Source organism: Sodalis ligni (assembly GCF_016865525.2).
Lineage (GTDB): Bacteria > Pseudomonadota > Gammaproteobacteria > Enterobacterales > Enterobacteriaceae > Acerihabitans > Acerihabitans ligni.
In genome coordinates this window covers 4,642,329-4,659,258 of sequence record NZ_CP075169.1, presented here as the reverse complement: position 1 = coordinate 4,659,258, position 16,930 = coordinate 4,642,329, and the positions used below count along the sequence as shown (strand labels likewise).

13 protein-coding genes are annotated in these 16,930 nt (G+C 51.5%); 7 read left to right on the top strand and 6 right to left on the bottom strand.

What is annotated here, in order from left to right; all coding sequences use genetic code 11:
* Positions 1 to 15 precede the first annotated feature (15 nt).
* Both GTU79_RS21805 and GTU79_RS21800 read right to left on the bottom strand, forming a co-directional pair.
* On the bottom strand, positions 16 to 2,544 hold the full coding sequence (locus GTU79_RS21805) for an ATP-binding cassette domain-containing protein (RefSeq protein ID WP_203524737.1): 2,529 nt from the start codon (positions 2,542 to 2,544) through the stop codon (positions 16 to 18).
* A gap of 49 nt (positions 2,545 to 2,593) precedes the next feature.
* Complete coding sequence (locus GTU79_RS21800; RefSeq protein ID WP_214513356.1) at positions 2,594 to 3,613, bottom strand: sugar ABC transporter substrate-binding protein; 1,020 nt, start codon at positions 3,611 to 3,613, stop codon at positions 2,594 to 2,596.
* Positions 3,614 to 3,857: 244 nt separating this feature from the next.
* On the opposite strand from GTU79_RS21800, the gene GTU79_RS21795 reads away from it, so the two are divergent.
* From GTU79_RS21795 to GTU79_RS21790, 3 genes are read left to right on the top strand one after another with little or no spacing between them, the layout of a single operon-like run.
* Positions 3,858 to 5,312, top strand: a complete 1,455-nt coding sequence (locus GTU79_RS21795; RefSeq protein WP_338091430.1) for an NAD(P)/FAD-dependent oxidoreductase — start codon at positions 3,858 to 3,860, stop codon at positions 5,310 to 5,312.
* Entirely contained in the window at positions 5,216 to 5,476 is a 261-nt protein-coding gene (locus GTU79_RS31205) for a (2Fe-2S)-binding protein (protein WP_338091429.1), read from the top strand. The genes GTU79_RS21795 and GTU79_RS31205 overlap by 97 nt, the downstream gene beginning before the upstream one ends.
* Positions 5,473 to 6,693, top strand: a complete 1,221-nt coding sequence (locus GTU79_RS21790) for an FAD-dependent oxidoreductase (protein ID WP_203524736.1) — start codon at positions 5,473 to 5,475, stop codon at positions 6,691 to 6,693. The genes GTU79_RS31205 and GTU79_RS21790 overlap by 4 nt, the downstream gene beginning before the upstream one ends.
* Positions 6,694 to 6,813: 120 nt before the next feature.
* On the opposite strand, the gene GTU79_RS21785 is transcribed toward GTU79_RS21790, so the two are convergent.
* Positions 6,814 to 8,253 (bottom strand): FGGY-family carbohydrate kinase, encoded by a 1,440-nt coding sequence (locus GTU79_RS21785; RefSeq protein ID WP_203524735.1) that lies wholly within the window; start codon positions 8,251 to 8,253, stop codon positions 6,814 to 6,816.
* Positions 8,254 to 8,481: 228 nt separating this feature from the next.
* Between GTU79_RS21785 and GTU79_RS21780 the strand changes: the two genes are divergently transcribed.
* Positions 8,482 to 9,891, top strand: coding sequence for an FAD-binding oxidoreductase (locus tag GTU79_RS21780; RefSeq protein ID WP_203524734.1), 1,410 nt, complete (start codon positions 8,482 to 8,484; stop codon positions 9,889 to 9,891).
* Positions 9,878 to 11,299 carry a (Fe-S)-binding protein gene (locus GTU79_RS21775; RefSeq protein ID WP_214513355.1) on the top strand — a complete coding sequence of 474 codons (1,422 nt, stop codon included), beginning with the start codon at positions 9,878 to 9,880 and terminating at the stop codon, positions 11,297 to 11,299. Before GTU79_RS21780 ends, GTU79_RS21775 begins: the two co-directional genes overlap by 14 nt.
* 1,486 nt (positions 11,300 to 12,785) lie before the next feature.
* On the opposite strand, the gene GTU79_RS21770 is transcribed toward GTU79_RS21775, so the two are convergent.
* The 3 genes from GTU79_RS21770 to GTU79_RS21760 form a co-directional block, all read right to left on the bottom strand.
* On the bottom strand, positions 12,786 to 13,010 hold the full coding sequence (locus GTU79_RS21770; protein ID WP_214513354.1) for a hypothetical protein: 225 nt from the start codon (positions 13,008 to 13,010) through the stop codon (positions 12,786 to 12,788).
* A gap of 11 nt (positions 13,011 to 13,021) precedes the next feature.
* Positions 13,022 to 13,210 (bottom strand): hypothetical protein, encoded by a 189-nt coding sequence (locus GTU79_RS21765; protein WP_214513353.1) that lies wholly within the window; start codon positions 13,208 to 13,210, stop codon positions 13,022 to 13,024.
* 248 nt (positions 13,211 to 13,458) lie between these two features.
* The gene (locus GTU79_RS21760) at positions 13,459 to 14,550 is read right to left on the bottom strand and encodes a LacI family DNA-binding transcriptional regulator (protein WP_203524730.1); all 1,092 of its coding nucleotides are present in this window, start codon (positions 14,548 to 14,550) and stop codon (positions 13,459 to 13,461) included.
* A 389-nt stretch (positions 14,551 to 14,939) separates the two neighbouring features.
* On the opposite strand from GTU79_RS21760, the gene GTU79_RS21755 reads away from it, so the two are divergent.
* Together GTU79_RS21755 and GTU79_RS21750 are read left to right on the top strand one after the other, a co-directional pair.
* Positions 14,940 to 15,683 carry a glucosamine-6-phosphate deaminase gene (locus tag GTU79_RS21755; RefSeq protein WP_203524729.1) on the top strand — a complete coding sequence of 248 codons (744 nt, stop codon included), beginning with the start codon at positions 14,940 to 14,942 and terminating at the stop codon, positions 15,681 to 15,683.
* A 49-nt stretch (positions 15,684 to 15,732) separates the two neighbouring features.
* On the top strand, positions 15,733 to 16,911 hold the full coding sequence (locus GTU79_RS21750) for an extracellular solute-binding protein (protein ID WP_132926372.1): 1,179 nt from the start codon (positions 15,733 to 15,735) through the stop codon (positions 16,909 to 16,911).
* Positions 16,912 to 16,930 lie beyond the last annotated feature (19 nt).

The window sequence follows — 16,930 nt, the reverse complement described above, 5'->3', positions numbered from 1 at the left end:
GTTTGACCCCCGGGATTAGACATATTTAAACGCCAATTTCATGACTTGTTCTTCCGTCGCGCCGCGTGGCAGCTGTCCGGCAATGCGTCCTGCGCTTAAAACCACAATTCTGTCCGCGACGCCAAGCGCTTCAGGCAATTCACTTGAAACCATCAATATTCCCATTCCCTGCTGTTTTAACCCGGCAATAAGGCTGTGAATTTCGAATTTTGCTCCGACATCGACGCCATTTGTCGGCTCATCAAGCAGCAGCAGATGAGGTGCGGTCGCCAGCCATTTACCAATCACGATTTTTTGCTGGTTGCCCCCCGAGAGGCTACCCGCCAGGGTCTCGGGGTTGGCCGGACGAACGCCCAACTTGGCGATCATGCTTTTTGCCAGTTCCGCGATATTGCTTCTCGCCAGGATCCCCGCACGGCTGTTATGCCAGATCCAGCGCAGGGCAATGTTATCCTCCAGAGACATGGTGCTGATAAACCCTTCTTTATGGCGATCTTCAGGTACATACGCAACGCCCAGCCGGCTGGCCATCCACGCATTGCCTGACAACAATTCTTTTCCCTGAAGAGAGACTGTTCCGTGATTAAACATCTCCTGCCCGGAGATGCATCGCAGTAATTCGGTCCGCCCGCTCCCCATCAAACCGGTCAAGGCAACCAACTCCCCTTGTTTTACTTCCAGATTGATATCCAGCAATAAGCCGCCGGCTGAGAGATTAGTGACCTGGAGCAGTGATTCACCAAGCTCGGCCTTGCTCCAGGGAAAGACGTTGCCGATATCCCGTCCTACCATCATATTGATCAGGGCTGATTCGCTGGTGGCAGGGATTGCGGCTTCTCCTGCATGTTTACCATCGCGTAATACCACCGCCCGGCTGGCCAGCGTGTAAATTTCCTGCATCTTGTGGGAGATATAAAGCACGCTGCAGTTGCGCTTGATTAAACGCTCAATAAGCAGGTAAAGCTGGTCACGCTCCGGGTTGGTCAGGGCACTGGTGGGTTCATCCATCACAATCAACCACGCATCAGCCATCATGGCTTTTGCCACTTCAACCATTTGACACTGGCCGATGGTGAGGTTGGCCACTTTAGCGTCCGGGCTGATGCCCAGCTGTAGCTCATCAATCAGCATTTTTGCACGGTTGCGCATTAACTTGCGGTTAAGCGCCACGCCAAAACGCTTAGGAAGATGAGCTTGAGCCAATGCGAGATTTTCCGCTACGCTGAGCTCCGGAATAAGACTGAAATGTTGATGAATAATCGAGATTCCTGCCCGCCGGCTGTCGGCGGGCGAAGCCAGTATGACGTGCTGCCCATCCAGCCACAGGCTCCCCTCTTCGGGTTGATGAATGCCCGAGAGCACTTTAACCAATGTGGATTTACCGGCGCCGTTTTCGCCTACCAGGGCAACCACCTCGCCGCTGCGAAGGTTCATGGATACCTCAGAGAGCGCCTTTACCCCGGGGAAAATTTTTGAGATCCCTTTGAGCTCCAGTACGCGCTGGCCGGTTTCCGGCTCGACGCGCGGAAAGTGGCTACGGGTACCGCGGTCCAACAGTTTGCTCACTTTCCAGCCATGGAAAGTCTCTCGCTGGCTCAACAAAACGGCGATCAGCACGAAGCCGCCGGTGAAAAAATAGTTAACTTGCTGGGACACCTGGAGAAAAGAGAGTCCGGTATTCACAACGCCTAGCAGCAAGGCGCCCAGCGCAGTGCCGAGGATCGACCCTTTCCCGCCGGCCAGACGGGCGCCACCGATAATAGCCGCGGTAATTGCGGAGAATTCCAGTCCGATACCCGCCAGTGGTTGCGCTGATCCGACGCGTCCGGTTGTCAGCAATGCCCCCAAACCGGCACTCGCCCCGGCCAGAACATAAATTAATGTACGTACCTTGCGTACCGGAATCAATGAGGCCTTGGCCGCGTCTTCGTTGCCGCCGGTTGCATATAGCCAGCGGCCGAATATTGTGCGGTTAAGCAGGAATAGCCACAATAATGCCAGCACCACGGCAACGACCAGGCTAACGGGCACCCCCGCTATATCTGTACTGCCAAACCAAAGATAGAGGGGGGAATCAATAGAGATGGATTGAGAGCCGGAAAAGCTGAGTGCGACCCCGCGCGCAAAGGCATACACGGCCAACGTCGTCACGAAAGGACTGATATTGATATAGCTAATCAACACACCGTTCAAAAGGCCGAATACCGCCCCAATCAGAACCACGGCAATGATTGCCATCCAACCCGGCATTCCCGTGGATTGCATAACCAATGCCGCCAAAATTCCGCTGGCGGCAAGGACGCTGCCGACAGAAATATCGATACCCTTGCAGATGATCACGGCAGTCATGGCATATGCCACCGTAGCGATAACGGCGGTCTGTTGCCCGATATTCAGCAAATTGGCCGGGGAGAGGTAGTCAGGCGTCGCAACGCCGAATACAGCGACGGAAAAAAGAATAATGGCGAACAGCACCATTTCCTGCTTAATGGTTTTACGTTTTTCTTTCGACTTCATTGCCACGTTCACGCTGTTTTCCGACATGATTTTACTCCCAAAGCCCGGGCCGCAGCGCCGGGCTAACAGGCAGTGCTTACTGAGCGGCTACGGTCATCGCCGAGTCCGGCTTGGACGGCGACATCTCGTTCCGGTAATCCTTAGCGACGACTTCTGCTTTGGCTGGAGTGATATAAGGGAAATTCATCCCCTTCGCTTTAAGCTCAGCCGCCGTTTTATCGGATGTCACAAAATAGGTCGGCATATGAAGATCAGTATCATATTTGGCGCCTTTGGCAATGCGCGCTGCAACCGCGATATTCCAGTACCCTACACGGTAAGCTCCGTTCAGCACATCAATGACATTGGAACCGTCCGCCACATAAGGGAACATCTCAGGATCCCCCTCATAACTGGCAAACGCGATTTTGCGTCCGTTGGCATCAACAACCGCTTTTGCCGCTACGCAAATGGAATCAGCGAAGCAGCCGATTCCCTTAAGGTCAGGATAGGTAGAGAGCCAGGTTTGTACGGCATCAGAGGAGCGGGAACTGTCCCAGTTCGTCGCTTCGACGCCCACCAGTTTAATACCGGGGAACTCTTTGCTCATGACATCGCGGAAGGCTTTCTCGCGGGTATCGGAAACATAGTTGCCTTTTCCGCCGATTAACAACGCGACCTCTCCCTTGCCTTCAAGTTTATTGCCCAATGCACGGGCAACGGTGCTCATATTGGAGTAATCGGGATAAAGCGTATTGTAATTCCAATTCCCGTCCACTTTATTGCCCATGGCAATGACGGGAATATTTTTTGCTTTTGCTTTTTGTACCGCCGCCGCAATCGCAGCGCGATCCAACGGATCGACGAGAATCACGTCAACGCCTTGGTTCACGAAGTTCTCAATGTTGGAAATCTCTTTTTCCAGGCTGCCTTCGGAACCTTGCCAAATAGTTTTAACGCCGTAGTCTTTTGCCGCTTCATCGCCTGCTTGACGCATACGGACAAAAAACGAGTTTTGCAGGTCTATGGCCACAATGCCGACCACCGGTGTTTTTTTATCTGCTGCAAAGCTCGCAGGTGCTATCGCAGAGGCTAAGGCAACAAGCAAAGCACTCACTACCAATGTCTTTGTTTTAACATTTTCAACTATTCCTTTTCACTCCTAACACCTAAGTTTGCAGTCAAAAGCCTGATTTTACATGGCAATTGGCACGCCCGGGAATCAATTAATACGACCGAACAGTAATATATTAGTTACCGAACGGTCAATTTCTTTTGCAGTAATGTGACAAATAAATGCAATAATTTGTTCATTAAACATTCGGAAAGTGCTTTTAATCCGGGTTGAGACTGGCGAGTAGATGAATATGCTGTTTGTGTGGATTTATTCACGCCTTATGACCGAACGGTCATTTTTCATATTGATTTTGGTCAATTGCTGGCGTAGGTTTTTAGCACTCACTTATCTTCCCGGCCATTCAAACGGTCAGGGGTGTGACGCATTTTCTGATCGTTTTGTTTACAAAATGCCATGGATTGTCGAAGTTTGTTTTAGCGTGTTAAGTGAAGGTGGAAATAAAGTCATGACACAATCAAACAGTTCCGCAGACGTGATTGTTATCGGTGGAGGCGTGGTGGGATGTGCTGTATTCCGGCGCTTTTGTCTAATGGGGGCCAGAGCGGTGCTGCTGGAAAAAGGCGGGGATATTCTCTCCGGCGCCAGCAAGGCCAACAGCGCTTTGCTGCATACCGGATTTGATGCTCCGCCGGACAGCCTGGAGCTAGCCTGCATGCAGGCCGGCTACCGGGAATACCTTGCTATCCATCAGAAAATGAACCTGCCGCTGCTGGAAACGGGAGCGATAGTGATTGCCTGGAATGACGAACAGTTTGCGGCTTTAGCCGGAATTGTGAAGGTGGCGCATCAGAACGGGGTAATGGATGTTAGGCAGATTGATAGCCAAGAAATATATCAACGTGAACCCCACCTTTCACCCGGCGCAATGGGCGGGGTCATTGTTCCCGGCGAAAGTGTTATTGATCCCTGGAGCACGCCATTGGCTTACCTGGTACAAGGCGTCAAACACGGTGGCCGGTATCATTTCAACTGTGGGGTCAGACATGCCGGTTTTAACGACGGCCAGTGGACTTTGGAAACGGAGAAGGGCACATTCAACGCGCGGCTGGTAATCAACTGCGCGGGCAATCATGGCGACCATGTTGATGCAATGTGGCGCGAACCTGAATTTGAAATCCGTCCGCGTAAAGGTCAGTTTTTGGTTTACGACAAGCCCGCCGCGGAAAAAATCACAGCGATCATTTTGCCGGTCCCCACCGCAATCACGAAAGGGGTTTTATTGTCAAAGACCATCTTTGGCAATCTTATTCTGGGGCCGACGGCGGAAGAACAAACCGATCGCGATAAAGCTGAAGTCGATGAAGAAAAGCTAAAAGAGCTGATGGAGAAAGGTTGCCGGCTGCTGCCCAGCCTGGCGGATTATAGCGTAACGGCGACCTACGCCGGTTTACGTCCCGCTACCGAAAAGAAAGAATATCGCATACTCGATTATCCTGAAAAACAGTGGATTACCGCGGGTGGGATTCGTTCTACCGGGCTGACTTCCGCACTGGGGATTGCCGCCCATATTGAATCCCTCTATAGGCAGAATTTTGCGCCTTTGTTTGCGTTGGATCCCCAGGGCAACTTTTCTGGCCCACCATGCCTATGCTGTCCGAATACCAGCCAAGGGATTACGCCTGCCCGGGCAACGGTGGGATTGTCTGCCACTGCGAACTGGTTACCCGCAGGGAGATAGAGGCGGCATTTGACTCTGATATTCCTCCTGAATGTATCGGGGGACTTCGTCGCCGAACGCGCGTCATGATGGGACGATGTAATGGGTTTTTCTGTAGTAATCATGTGGCCGAGATAGCTGGGAACCGTTTGTATAACTCGCTGGTCGTTGGACATATAGAATGAAAAAAAACTACAAGGTGATTATTATCGGTGCCGGCCCGGCGGGGTTGGCCGCTGCCAGAGCATTAAAGGACGCGGGTGTCCAAGATTTGCTGTTGATTGAGCGTGAGAGCCAGGCGGGCGGGGTGCCGCGGCATTGCCAACATCCCACGTTCGGACTCCTGACCTATTTTCGGCCAATGAAAGGGAATACCTGGATAAAGAAGATTCTGCAGCCGGTCAAGGAGATTCCCCTGCGAACCGACACCACGGTTATCAGTATCCGGCCCGGGGGTTTCGTTGATATTTCGTCGGATAACGGTTTAGAAACGCTTCAGGCAAAGAGAGTGATTATCGCGACGGGCGTACGTGAAACGCCGCGACATGCGCGACTGATAAGCGGTCTTCGTCCGCAAGGGGTGCTGACGGCCGGTGCATTACAGCAGTTTATCTATTTGCGTAAGCTCAAACCAGGAAACCGCTCGGTCATCGTTGGCAGCGAACTGGTCAGTTTTTCTGCGCTTTGGACCTTATACCGCGCAGGTATCAAGCCTGTGGCGTTAGTGGATGAGCATCCCCGTCCTGTTGCCTTTCGCCTCAGTACGTTATTGGCCCATTTACTGAGAGTGCCCGTTCATTTTAACACTCGGGTCAGTCATATCTGTGGCAGTGAACGTGTTGAGGGTATGGACATTACCGATAAGCACGGCAAAACATTAAGGCTGGACTGCGACAGCGTCATTTTCACCGGCAAATTCGTTGGGGAATATACCCTGATTCTTAAAAGTCATTTGCAGCATGATAAAAAAACCGGCCGTCCTCTTTTTGATCAGCATGGTTGCTGTTCTGATCGCGACTTTTATGCGGTAGGGAATATGACGCATCCGGCAGATATGGGCGACCAATGCTATCAGGAAGGCTTGCAAGTAGGCAAAGCCGTGGCCCTGGCTCTGCAGGAAGAGCAGCCGACACACACGGATAATCCGGTGTTGCCCATTGAACATCAGGATATTATCCGAATGTCGGCCCCGGCCGTCATCCGTCTGGGCGGCGAAGATAAAACGGCGACGCTGAACATCAGGGTTTCGCGGCCCGTCAGCGGTGAGGTTGTGGTACGCGACGGGCAACGGGAGCTGTACCGCCGGCGTCATCGCTGCATGCCGGAGCGCCGGATCCTGCTGAAAAATATCAATATTACTCACTTGACCTCAGACAGCACGCTGTCCATTTCAATTGAGTGAACCTGTGCCGGAAAAATGAGCAGATATATACCCTAAAAACGGCGAGCTGCGGGAAAGCCAACCTTGTGACCATAAAACCCGCAGCGGGAAGTTTTACGGGTATATCCCTTGTCCTTCATGTTAAGCGCGTAAATTGCGGGAGCGGGAAATGATGTCCAAATAGCGAGTATAAAAAGGTTGTAAATCATTACGTTGCGGTGTGATGACCTCATGATTACCGTTTATCTTGAACGCGTCATGATTTCCCAAGCCTTTTTGCGCGAGCAATGCCACGCCTTGCGCCGTCATTTCGCGGTTAACGGGTGAAACAATGTGTTTTTGAATCAGGTCAGAAAGGAATTGCTTAAAATACCGGTTCGATGAGAGCCCGCCGTCAACCGTGATGCTATCCCCTATCGGCTGCACCTTGTCCATGGCATTAATCACTTCCGCTGAGCGGATGGCAATCCCTTCAAGAATCGATTGAAGCATGTCTTTGCGCTCGGTTTCCAGGGAGAGCCCGGCCCACAGCCCTGCGGCAGAACGATCCCAGTATGGGCAGCCAAGGCCGGACAAAGCAGGTACAAACGCTAAACCGCGAGCGATGGCAGGCTGATTTGGAAAGTCAGAAAAATCTTCAATATCGGTGAACAGGCCGATTTTCCGCGCCCAGTTAATTGCCGAGGCTGCGTTATATACGCCGCCATCCAAACCATACACCGGCTCTTCTCCCGGCAGCTTCCAGCATAACGTAGGTAATAGCCCTGAATTTGCCGCATCGGGCACTGCATTACCGGTGATCGACTGCAAAAAGGCGCCGGTACCGAAGGTGATTTTCATCTGTCCGGGAGAGCGGCAGCCATGTCCATAGGTACCGGCAAATTGATCAACAATACAAGCCGTGAGAGGGACGGTCTTTCCCGCCAGCGTCACATCACCAAAATACCCGATATTATCTTTAACGGCGGGCAGGGCTTCGATGGGAACGCCAAACAGCCGGCAAAGCGCGTCATCCCACTGCAGGGTTCTGATATTAAACAGCGAGGTCCGGGAAGCGGAGTTGTAATCCGTTGCGTGCGTGCCGCAAAGATGAAACAGGAAAAAAGCATCCATTGTCCCAAGACGCAACCGCCCATTACGGGCGAGTTTTTTCGCGTCCGGCACATTACGCATAATCCAGCCCATCTTACTGGCAGAAAAGTAGGTATCTAAAGGCAGCCCTGTTTTCTCACGAACCATCGCTTCCGCGCCATCCTCTTTCAACTGTCGGATGACCGATTCAGTACGCTGATCCTGCCAGACAATGGCATTGTATAACGGTAAACCACTTTGGGCATCCCATGCCACGATGCTCTCGCCCTGGTGCGCGAGGCCGATGGCATCCACCACGTTACAATCGCTGAGGCACAGACGGATATTGCCCAGGATCTCCATTGGATCATGTTCGACCCAGCCGGAATCGGGGGTAATTTGTTTATGGGCGATTGCGGCAGGGGAATGGTGCGTGCCGTCTTCTGAAAAAACAATGACTCGCGTACCTGTGGTTCCCTGGTCGATGGCAGCATAACGCTGATTGGGCATTAAAATCTCGCGGCAGTAAGTTGACGGGTTTATGTTGTTATTAAGACTGATTTATTGTGATTTAACCACTTTTCGTTAAAAACGCTTAAGGCACAATTAGGTATTTCAGTTCCATCGGCCCCCTCTTTTTTCTTTTCATTGTATTTAGCGTTACCGATCACATTCGCAAACAGTGAATCGGCCAACAATCTTTCAACCCTGAAATTCGAAGCGCTAATGGATTGATGTATGTTGGACGAAATTATCATTAACCAACTCCAAGCTATTGTAGGGAAAGATAATGTATTGATTGGCAGCGTTAATTTGACGACGTATAGCTATGATGCCACTGCCGATGTGCCCCATGCCATGCCTGAAGTGATTGTCATGCCTACCAGCACGGCGCAAGTGCGAAAGGTGGTGCAATTGGCCGCCTGGAAAAGTATTGCCATCTACCCGCGCGGCGCAGGAACCAATTTGAGCGGCGGAACCATTCCTCTTGACCATGGGATAGTCCTGTCGTTGCAAAAAATGGATCAAATTCTGGAAATCGATGCGGAGAATCTTACCGCCACCGTACAGCCCGGCGTTGTCATCCAGGATCTTAACAATGCCATTGCGCCCTTTGGGCTGATGTATCCCCCCGATCCGGGCACCGTCACCACCGCCACCATGGGGGGCTCGGTGGCGGAAAACTCGGGGGGACTGCGCGGCTTGAAATATGGCGTCACCAAACATTATGTCATGGGCATGGAAGTCGTCCTGGCCAATGGCAACAGCGTGCGTTTTGGCGGTAAAACGGTGAAAAACGTCACTGCTTATGATTTTTCCAGCCTCTTTGTTGGTTCTGAAGGCACGTTGGGCATCATTGTGGAAATAACCTGCAAATTACTCCCCGAGCCGAAATTTCATAAAGCGATGCTGGCCGCCTTCAATATCATGGAAGACGCCGGTAAAACGGTTTCCGATATTATCAAGGCGCAGGTTATTCCCGCCACCCTGGAAATTATGGATAACATGACCATCCGAACGGTGGAGGATTTTGCCCATGTCGGACTGCCCACGGACGCCGCGGCGCTGCTATTGATTGAGGTTGATGGCATGGCCGAACTGGTGGTGGCGCAAGAAGCCGACGCGGTGATACGGATTGTCGAAGAAAACCACGGTAGCTTGCATATCGCCAATTCAGATGAAGAGCGCGACAACCTCTGGTCCGCCCGACGGGCGGCATTGCCGGCGCTGGCGTCACTTAACAATACGGTGGTATTGGAAGACGCCACCGTGCCGCGCAGTCGTGTCACCGACATGCTGCTTGCGCTGGCGGAGATCGGGCGCAAGTACCGGCTGGTGCTCGGCACCTTTGGCCATGCCGGCGACGGGAATCTGCATCCCACCATCCTCGCCGATAAATATAATGCTGACGAGATGTCCCGGGTGCATCAGGCCGTCGAGGAGATCTTTGCCACCGCCCTGAAATTAGGCGGCACCTTATCGGGGGAACACGGCATAGGCATCGCCAAGATGCGTTTCTTAGGCAATGAGATTGGTGACTCTGGTCTCGAACTCATGCAAGCCATTAAAAATGCCCTGGATCCCACCCATATGTTAAATCCCGGCAAGCTCATTCCCAGGGAAGAGAAGACTCATGTTTCCCGTTGAAAAGTCAATCCCGGTCCGGACCGTATACGACGACCTGACGGCAATCCAGAGTGAACTGGATAAGTGTATGCACTGTGGTTTCTGCATGGCCGTTTGCCCGGTTTATAAAACCACTAAAACCGAATCCGGCGTGGCGCGGGGCAAGATAGGCGTTGCTGAAGCCGTCATGGCCGGCAATTTGCAGATTGATGATCAAGACGTCGTCGATATGCTGTTCAACTGCCTGGTGTGTAAGTCCTGTATGCAAAATTGTCCCACCAAGGTTGATTTTGGCCGAATCATTCTGGCGCTGCGGTGTGCCGTGGTGCGGGAGAAGGGACTGCCCTGGGTCAAAAAGGCGATATTCAGCACCCTGGAACATCAGGGGGTATTTGATCTGGGCATGAAAACCGGCGCGCGGCTCAGCGGCTTGTTATTTCGCCAGGCCGGGCAACAGGCCATCGCCCCCCGCGCTTCGCTGGCGTTGCTGGGAAAATCGGCGGGCTTTGACCAAAACCGGCGGCTGCCGGCGTTAGCCAAAAAGCCCCTGCGGGATCGCCTGCCTGATGTCCTCCCGGTGGAAAATCCTGTTGCCAGGGTGGCTTTTTTTACCGGGTGTTCGTTTAATTATTTGTACCCCGAGGTGGGTGAAGATCTGGTGTCGGTTTTGCAGGAAAATAACATAGCAGTGGTGATTCCCCGGGATCAGGGATGTTGCGGCGTGCCCGTGTTGGTCCATGGCGATATAGAATCCATTCGCCGGCTTGGCAGAAAAAATATTGACGCGATGGACAACAGCGGCGTTGATTATATCGTTACCGGCTGCGGTTCCTGCGGGGGGGCCTGGCAACACGATTATCCGGAAATATTCAGGCAAGATCCGGTGTATGGGCCAAGGGCGGAATTTTGGCGCAGCCGTACCTATGATATATCAACGCTGCTGACTGATGTCACCGGCTATCGCATCCCCCGAGGCCAGGTGAATGCCGTCCTGACCTATCATGATCCCTGCCACCTGAAAAAAGTGATGAAGGTTTCCCGTGAACCCAGGCAGATACTGAAAAATATACCGGGGGTGATATTCAAGGAAATGGCCAGGGCTGACGCTTGCTGCGGCAGCGGCGGTTCCTACGTGCTAACGCATTTTAAAACCTCGGTGGCCATCGCTGAAAGAAAAATCAACGATGTCAACCACACTGACGCGGATACTATTACCACCGGCTGCCCGGCCTGTATGATGCAATTATCCGATAACGTACATCGCTTCGGTCGCCGGCAAAAGTCAGGCATTATATTTCTATTCTTGCCGAATCGTACCGCAAAGAGAAAGAGGCGGGGTTACAGCAATCGGTTGATTCTGCCTAACGCTAAGGTGGCAGCAACTTTCACTTCTTTACAACGTCATTGGAAAGAAGCAAAGGCGTTCTAAAATCTCAGGCTCGGGGTCAGCCGATTCGGCTAAAGCCTGAATGGCGGCAATTTTACTTCCCTGATATTGTCGTTTGTTAATGTTATTAACCTTTTTAACGTCTGGCAACATATCAACTCTCCTGTTGGTAAAATTCAACTATCAGTCTTTATTTTCATACTGAGGAATAAAACAGGGCAAAACCGGATTCAGGGAAGTCTCAATAGAAATTCCTCGCCGATCGTGCCAAATCGAACATTTCCTTAAGCATTGGCGTGTGTTCCAACGCATCTACAATGCCACTGTGCGTCGCTACAGTAAGCTTCCGTGAAATGTAAAACTGCGCGCTAGTGCGCAAAAGAAAGCGTACATGGCGAAAATTGAAGATTTCGCATTCAATGGAGTTCTCTGGCTGGAAGACAATCAACGGGAGGCATCGTATATTGATAACCCTCTAACAGGCTAGTTGACCGTTACCGTACAATACAACAGCCAGAGGATTCACCAATTTATCATGCTTTTACATGCCGTATTTATTTGGACCAACGCCGCGTTGTAAAGCGCTATGCCAATGAATGACAAACTTATCCAACCCGCGCTGAAGTCCATAAAATGGCGAGTATAAAAGAAGATACCAGCACCCAGCGCGATCAATCCCGTGCTTACAGAAAACAACCCTTTGACAATTCTTTCCAGCCTTTATGGTATGAAGGCACCCGAGATAACTTTTATGAAGATTGGGGAAAAAGTATTCAAACAAACTACCAGAGCCCATAGAAGCGGGAGAGTCCATCCCAATAAAGAAGTAATTTGACTTTTAGGAAGATAGGTAATAATTATGAAGCCTAGGAAAGTAATGGACAATATAAATTTCTTAAGCATGGTGCAACTCCTAAAAATTTTATGAAAAGTTAAAACGGCATTCCGACATGGCTTTCATACGGGTAACGGCAAGAAGAGTGTATTCACTGGTTCATTCTGAAAGCAAGGTTGTTTTGCGCTTTGTTTATGATTTTTCATGAAGATTGCTCGATCTATCAAAATTCTTTGCAATTCCCGGTAATTCATTTTTAAAAATGATAAGTCCCCATTCGCGGGTTTAAATTTTTCACACATGATTTTAAATTTTTGATGTGATATTCATATTGTCTGGCAAAAGATTAATGTCATCCATAAGCGTGTTCATTCACTTAACCGGACACACATGGAGTCTTTTGGACTACCGCATAGGACAGCCCAACTTACATAAACCAATATCACTATCAATTCAAAAGCTTGGCATATTAAAACTCCTAGCTAAAAATGAACAATAAATGGATGTAACGATTTGGCTTTTATATTTTCAATGCAATTTCATTTTTAACGAAAATGTTTACCAATACGTTTACCTAACCGATTGGTTTCTTTTTCTACTTTATTCAATGAACGCTTAGTCTCTTCTTCAATGCGCTTTGTAGTCTCCGGGATTTTTCTTCAATTTGCTTGCCAATACGCAGAGCCTCTCTTATCACTTTTTCTTCAGTGGATAAAGGCGCTTCTTCAGGGTCTGGATGCCGATATCAATCTGTAATCGATCCTTCAGCGATTTCAATGAATCCTCTAATTTACCTTCTTCTTGAAGGATATAGGACATACTGCCACCACCTAATTCAATTTCATCCTTAATAATCAGGCACGGACGAGAGGCCTGTTGTATTAACTCTAGGACCTCTTGCGGATTACTGACGCTCATGAGGGAAGAATTTATTTTTCAAGATTATATTTTGAAAAATGAATAAAATCTTTGATGCCGGCCTTGTCGGTGCGATTGTTGACGGATTCTAAATTGTTAATAAGCAATTCAAATCTTTTGGGTAAATTACTGTTGTGGCTGATGATGGCGCTTTCTTGGCCTGATGCAGTGTTGCTATTTGTGCAATTATTGATATCCATAATGTCCTTTCTCTAAGTTAAGTAACCCGTTAAATATAATGGGATTTGATTAAATAGAGAGTATACCAACTTCGCTTTTCGATCACGGGAAGTATATCCATGATGAATGAAAGTCTTATTGATAAACTAAATGGATGATTTTGATGATTTATTCCATGGAGTCTTATTCAGTGAGTCAAATCAGCAGTGCGCTTAATCTATTCGATATAAGCGTCCGGCAAACCGGACGTACTCATTTTTGCCGTGGGTCACTGCTGTGATATGGCGCTGAAAGCCGAATCACTGTCATCTGCGCTGTGTGTCTCTCCCCCCGCCACCGGAGCGCAGGAGTCACGCCTGACGAACTGGGTCGGCATCATCAGCCGGCGGGATTCCAGTTCGGGATTGGCGATGCGCTCTAACAGCAGCTCCGTCATGTGGCGTCCCATCTGCTCGGGGAACTCACGGATGGTGGTCAGGCTCGGGTAGAGCAAATCGCCCACCGTATCGTTGCAGCCCACCACGCTGATGTTTTCCGGGATGCGCAGGCCCTGTTCCCGCAGCCCCTTATAGACGCCACAGGCGGTGGAGTCGTTGCCGGCGAAAATGGCAGATACGGGTTCGCCGGTGGAGAGCAGGTATTTGGTGCCCAGATAGCCGATTTCGGTGTCATCTTCCGAATCGATACTGCTCAGCCTGGGGTTGAGCGATGCCTCTTCCATAACCCGGCAATATCCTTCGTGATAGCGGGCAAACCAGGGCAGGCGGGTATTGCCGACAAACCAGATATCCCTATGGCCCAGACCGATGAGATAACGGGTCACGTCTTCGCCGCCGCGCATCTCATCGGAGAAGACCACGTCATTCTTCAGGGTGGGAAATTCACCGAGAATGTTGCTGCCGAGCACCACATAACTGATGTTCTTTTGCTCCAGCAATTCGATGAGATTCGGCGAGGGATTGCCCGCCAGTATGACGCCGCGCACCATCTCGCGGCGTTGCAACAGCTTGGGCAGGTGCAGCTCTCGTGGGGTGGCATTAGGGGGATAAGCCAGGGATACGAAAAACAGATCCCAGCCATGGGCGGCGCAATAGGATTCGGCGCCCGCCAGGATACAGGCGTGGAAAGGCGGCAACATTGTCCGGTTGCTGAGAAGAAAGACCAGGGCGCCGGACTTGGGCGACTGCTGGGTGTCGATATTGAGCCTGTCAGCCGCGTCCAAAACCTGTTTGCGCATAGCCGGGTCGACGCGGGCATTGCCGTTCAACACCCGTGACACCGTGGCGATACTGACGTTTGCCTCGGCAGCGATTTCACGAAGGCCGGGACCGCCGTGTTTAGACTTACGCGTTTTTGTCATGGCTCTGGGTCCTGTATTGCCGTTTTTCCCGATAGGTAATGATATGCGGGAAGATTGCGTTTTGAGAAAGATTACTTAGCGTGAAAGTAAATTGCAAACGCAAACTTAAGCTAAAGTTATTCCCTCCATTGCAGTAAAGCTGTACTGCACAGTGAGTGTTATAATCCGTCATCCCATTGATACGCCGGTATTCTCCCGTTAACCCTCAGACCGTTAATGAAATTTAAGATCGCTATAGCATAAGAAGGCTATACACAACTGCATGTAAATTTACTGGCTATGATAAGAAAAACGTATCTATAACGAGTAATTTTACCATTGACGCTTTTTCTCCTCGATTGTACCTTGGTTTAAAATTCATACAGCCAGTCCTGCCCGAAGAGGAGCGAATGATTAAAATTCATAAATTTGCCGCCAAGGTACAAACCGCCGGCGCGGCTGCATCGGCCGGAGCGGCGGCAATCGTCGCGGCCATCGGGAAAAGCGGCAGGGCGAACATTGTCTTGGCCACCGGCGCCAGTCAGTTTGAAATGATCGAGGCGCTTATCGGGCACGAGGAGATTGACTGGTCCCGGGTCACTGCCTTCCATCTTGATGAATATATCGGTATGCCACAAACGCATCCCGCCAGCTTTCTCCGCTATCTCCAGGAGCGTTTTGTCTCCAGGCTGCCGACGCTTGGGGCTTTTCACTTTATCCGGGGCGATGCGGCGGATGTGGAGGAAGAACTGCAGCGCATCGGCGACCTGCTGGATAAACATCCCATCGATGTCATGTTCGCCGGCATCGGCGAGAACGGCCATCTCGCCTTCAACGACCCGCCGGCTGATTTCACCTCCACGGTGGCTTATAAGGTGGTGGATCTGGATGAACGCTGTCGCCGGCAGCAGTTTGGCGAGGGCTGGTTCGCCACCCTTGAGGAGGTTCCCCTGCGGGCCATCTCAATGACGGTGCAACGCATTATGGCCAGCAAGGTGGTGATCCTCACGGTGCCGGACGAACGCAAGGCCGAGGCGGTGCGCGGCGTTGTGGAGGGGCCGGTGACCAATGCATGTCCCGCATCCATTTTGCAGCAGCATGATAATTGTCAACTGTTCCTTGATGGTCCCGCGGCAAGCCGGCTGACCCGCTAACCCTGGGAAACGAAGAACCTGAGTTAACACTGATTAAAGGAGTGGAGTCGTGAAAAAAAGCAGCATTGCCCTTTGCCGTCTGGCCGCACTGGCGGCTACCGTGGTTCTCTCGTCTCTCGCCGGTTCGTTTCAGGCTTTCGCGGAACCCGTTACCATTAACGTTATCGATGTGGCCGGCGACCTGCAGATAAGCCAGCCCGCGTTCGATAAATTCAAGGCCGAGCATCCCGAACTGGTGAAGAACTTTGTCTTCACGCAGGCCACGGCTCCCGAACTGGCCGGCAAGCTGAAGGCGCAGCAGGATGCCGGACGGGTGGACATCGACTTTGTCCTTACCGGCAACGATGCCCTTGCCGCCGGGATGGGGCAAGGGTTGTGGATGCAAATTCTGCCACAATACCAGAGCATGTTTCCGAACATGGAGCAGCTCTATCTCCCTGGTGCCTACCTGATGCAGAAAATGGCGCGTGGACAAGCGTTTGTGGTGGATTGGACGCCGTCCGGCCCGCTACTGGAATACGCGCCGGATCGGGTGAAGAATATGCCGGACACGGCGGAAAAACTGCTGTCCTGGTGCAAGGCCAATCCCGGTAAATTCATGTATGCCCGGCCGTCCAATTCCGGCCCGGGCAGGACCTTTGTGATGGGTCTGCCCTATTTGCTCAAAGACAAGGACCCCCTGGATCCGGTCCACGGCTGGGACAAGACCTGGGCCTATCTCAAGCAGCTTGACGGCTGCATTGAATACTACCCCGGCGGCACCACGGCAACCATGAAGGAGCTGGCCGAGGGCACCCGCGATATCATCGCCTCCACGGGAGGTTGGGACATCAATCCCCGCTATTTGGGCATCGTGCCGGCGGAGTATAAGGTCGGCACCCTGAAGGGATTCCATTGGGTGGGGGATGCCAATTACATGGCCATACCCAAGGGGATCGCGAAAGAAAAACTGGATGTAGTGCTGCAATTAATGGCCTTTATCCTGAAACCCGAACAACAGGCCTTTATGTACGATCACGGCTATATGTATCCCGGTCCGTCCATCAAGGGCGTCACCCTGGATATGGCTCCGGCCGACAGCCAGGAGACGATCAAGACCTTCGGGCGGCCTGAATACGCCGGGCTTATCGCCAACAACCCCACCGAGCCGCCCCTGGACGCCAAGCAACTGGTGGCCATGTTCGATAAGTGGGATCGCGACATTGGCGCGGCAAAGATGCAGAAATAGGGAATAGGCGGAAGATGGC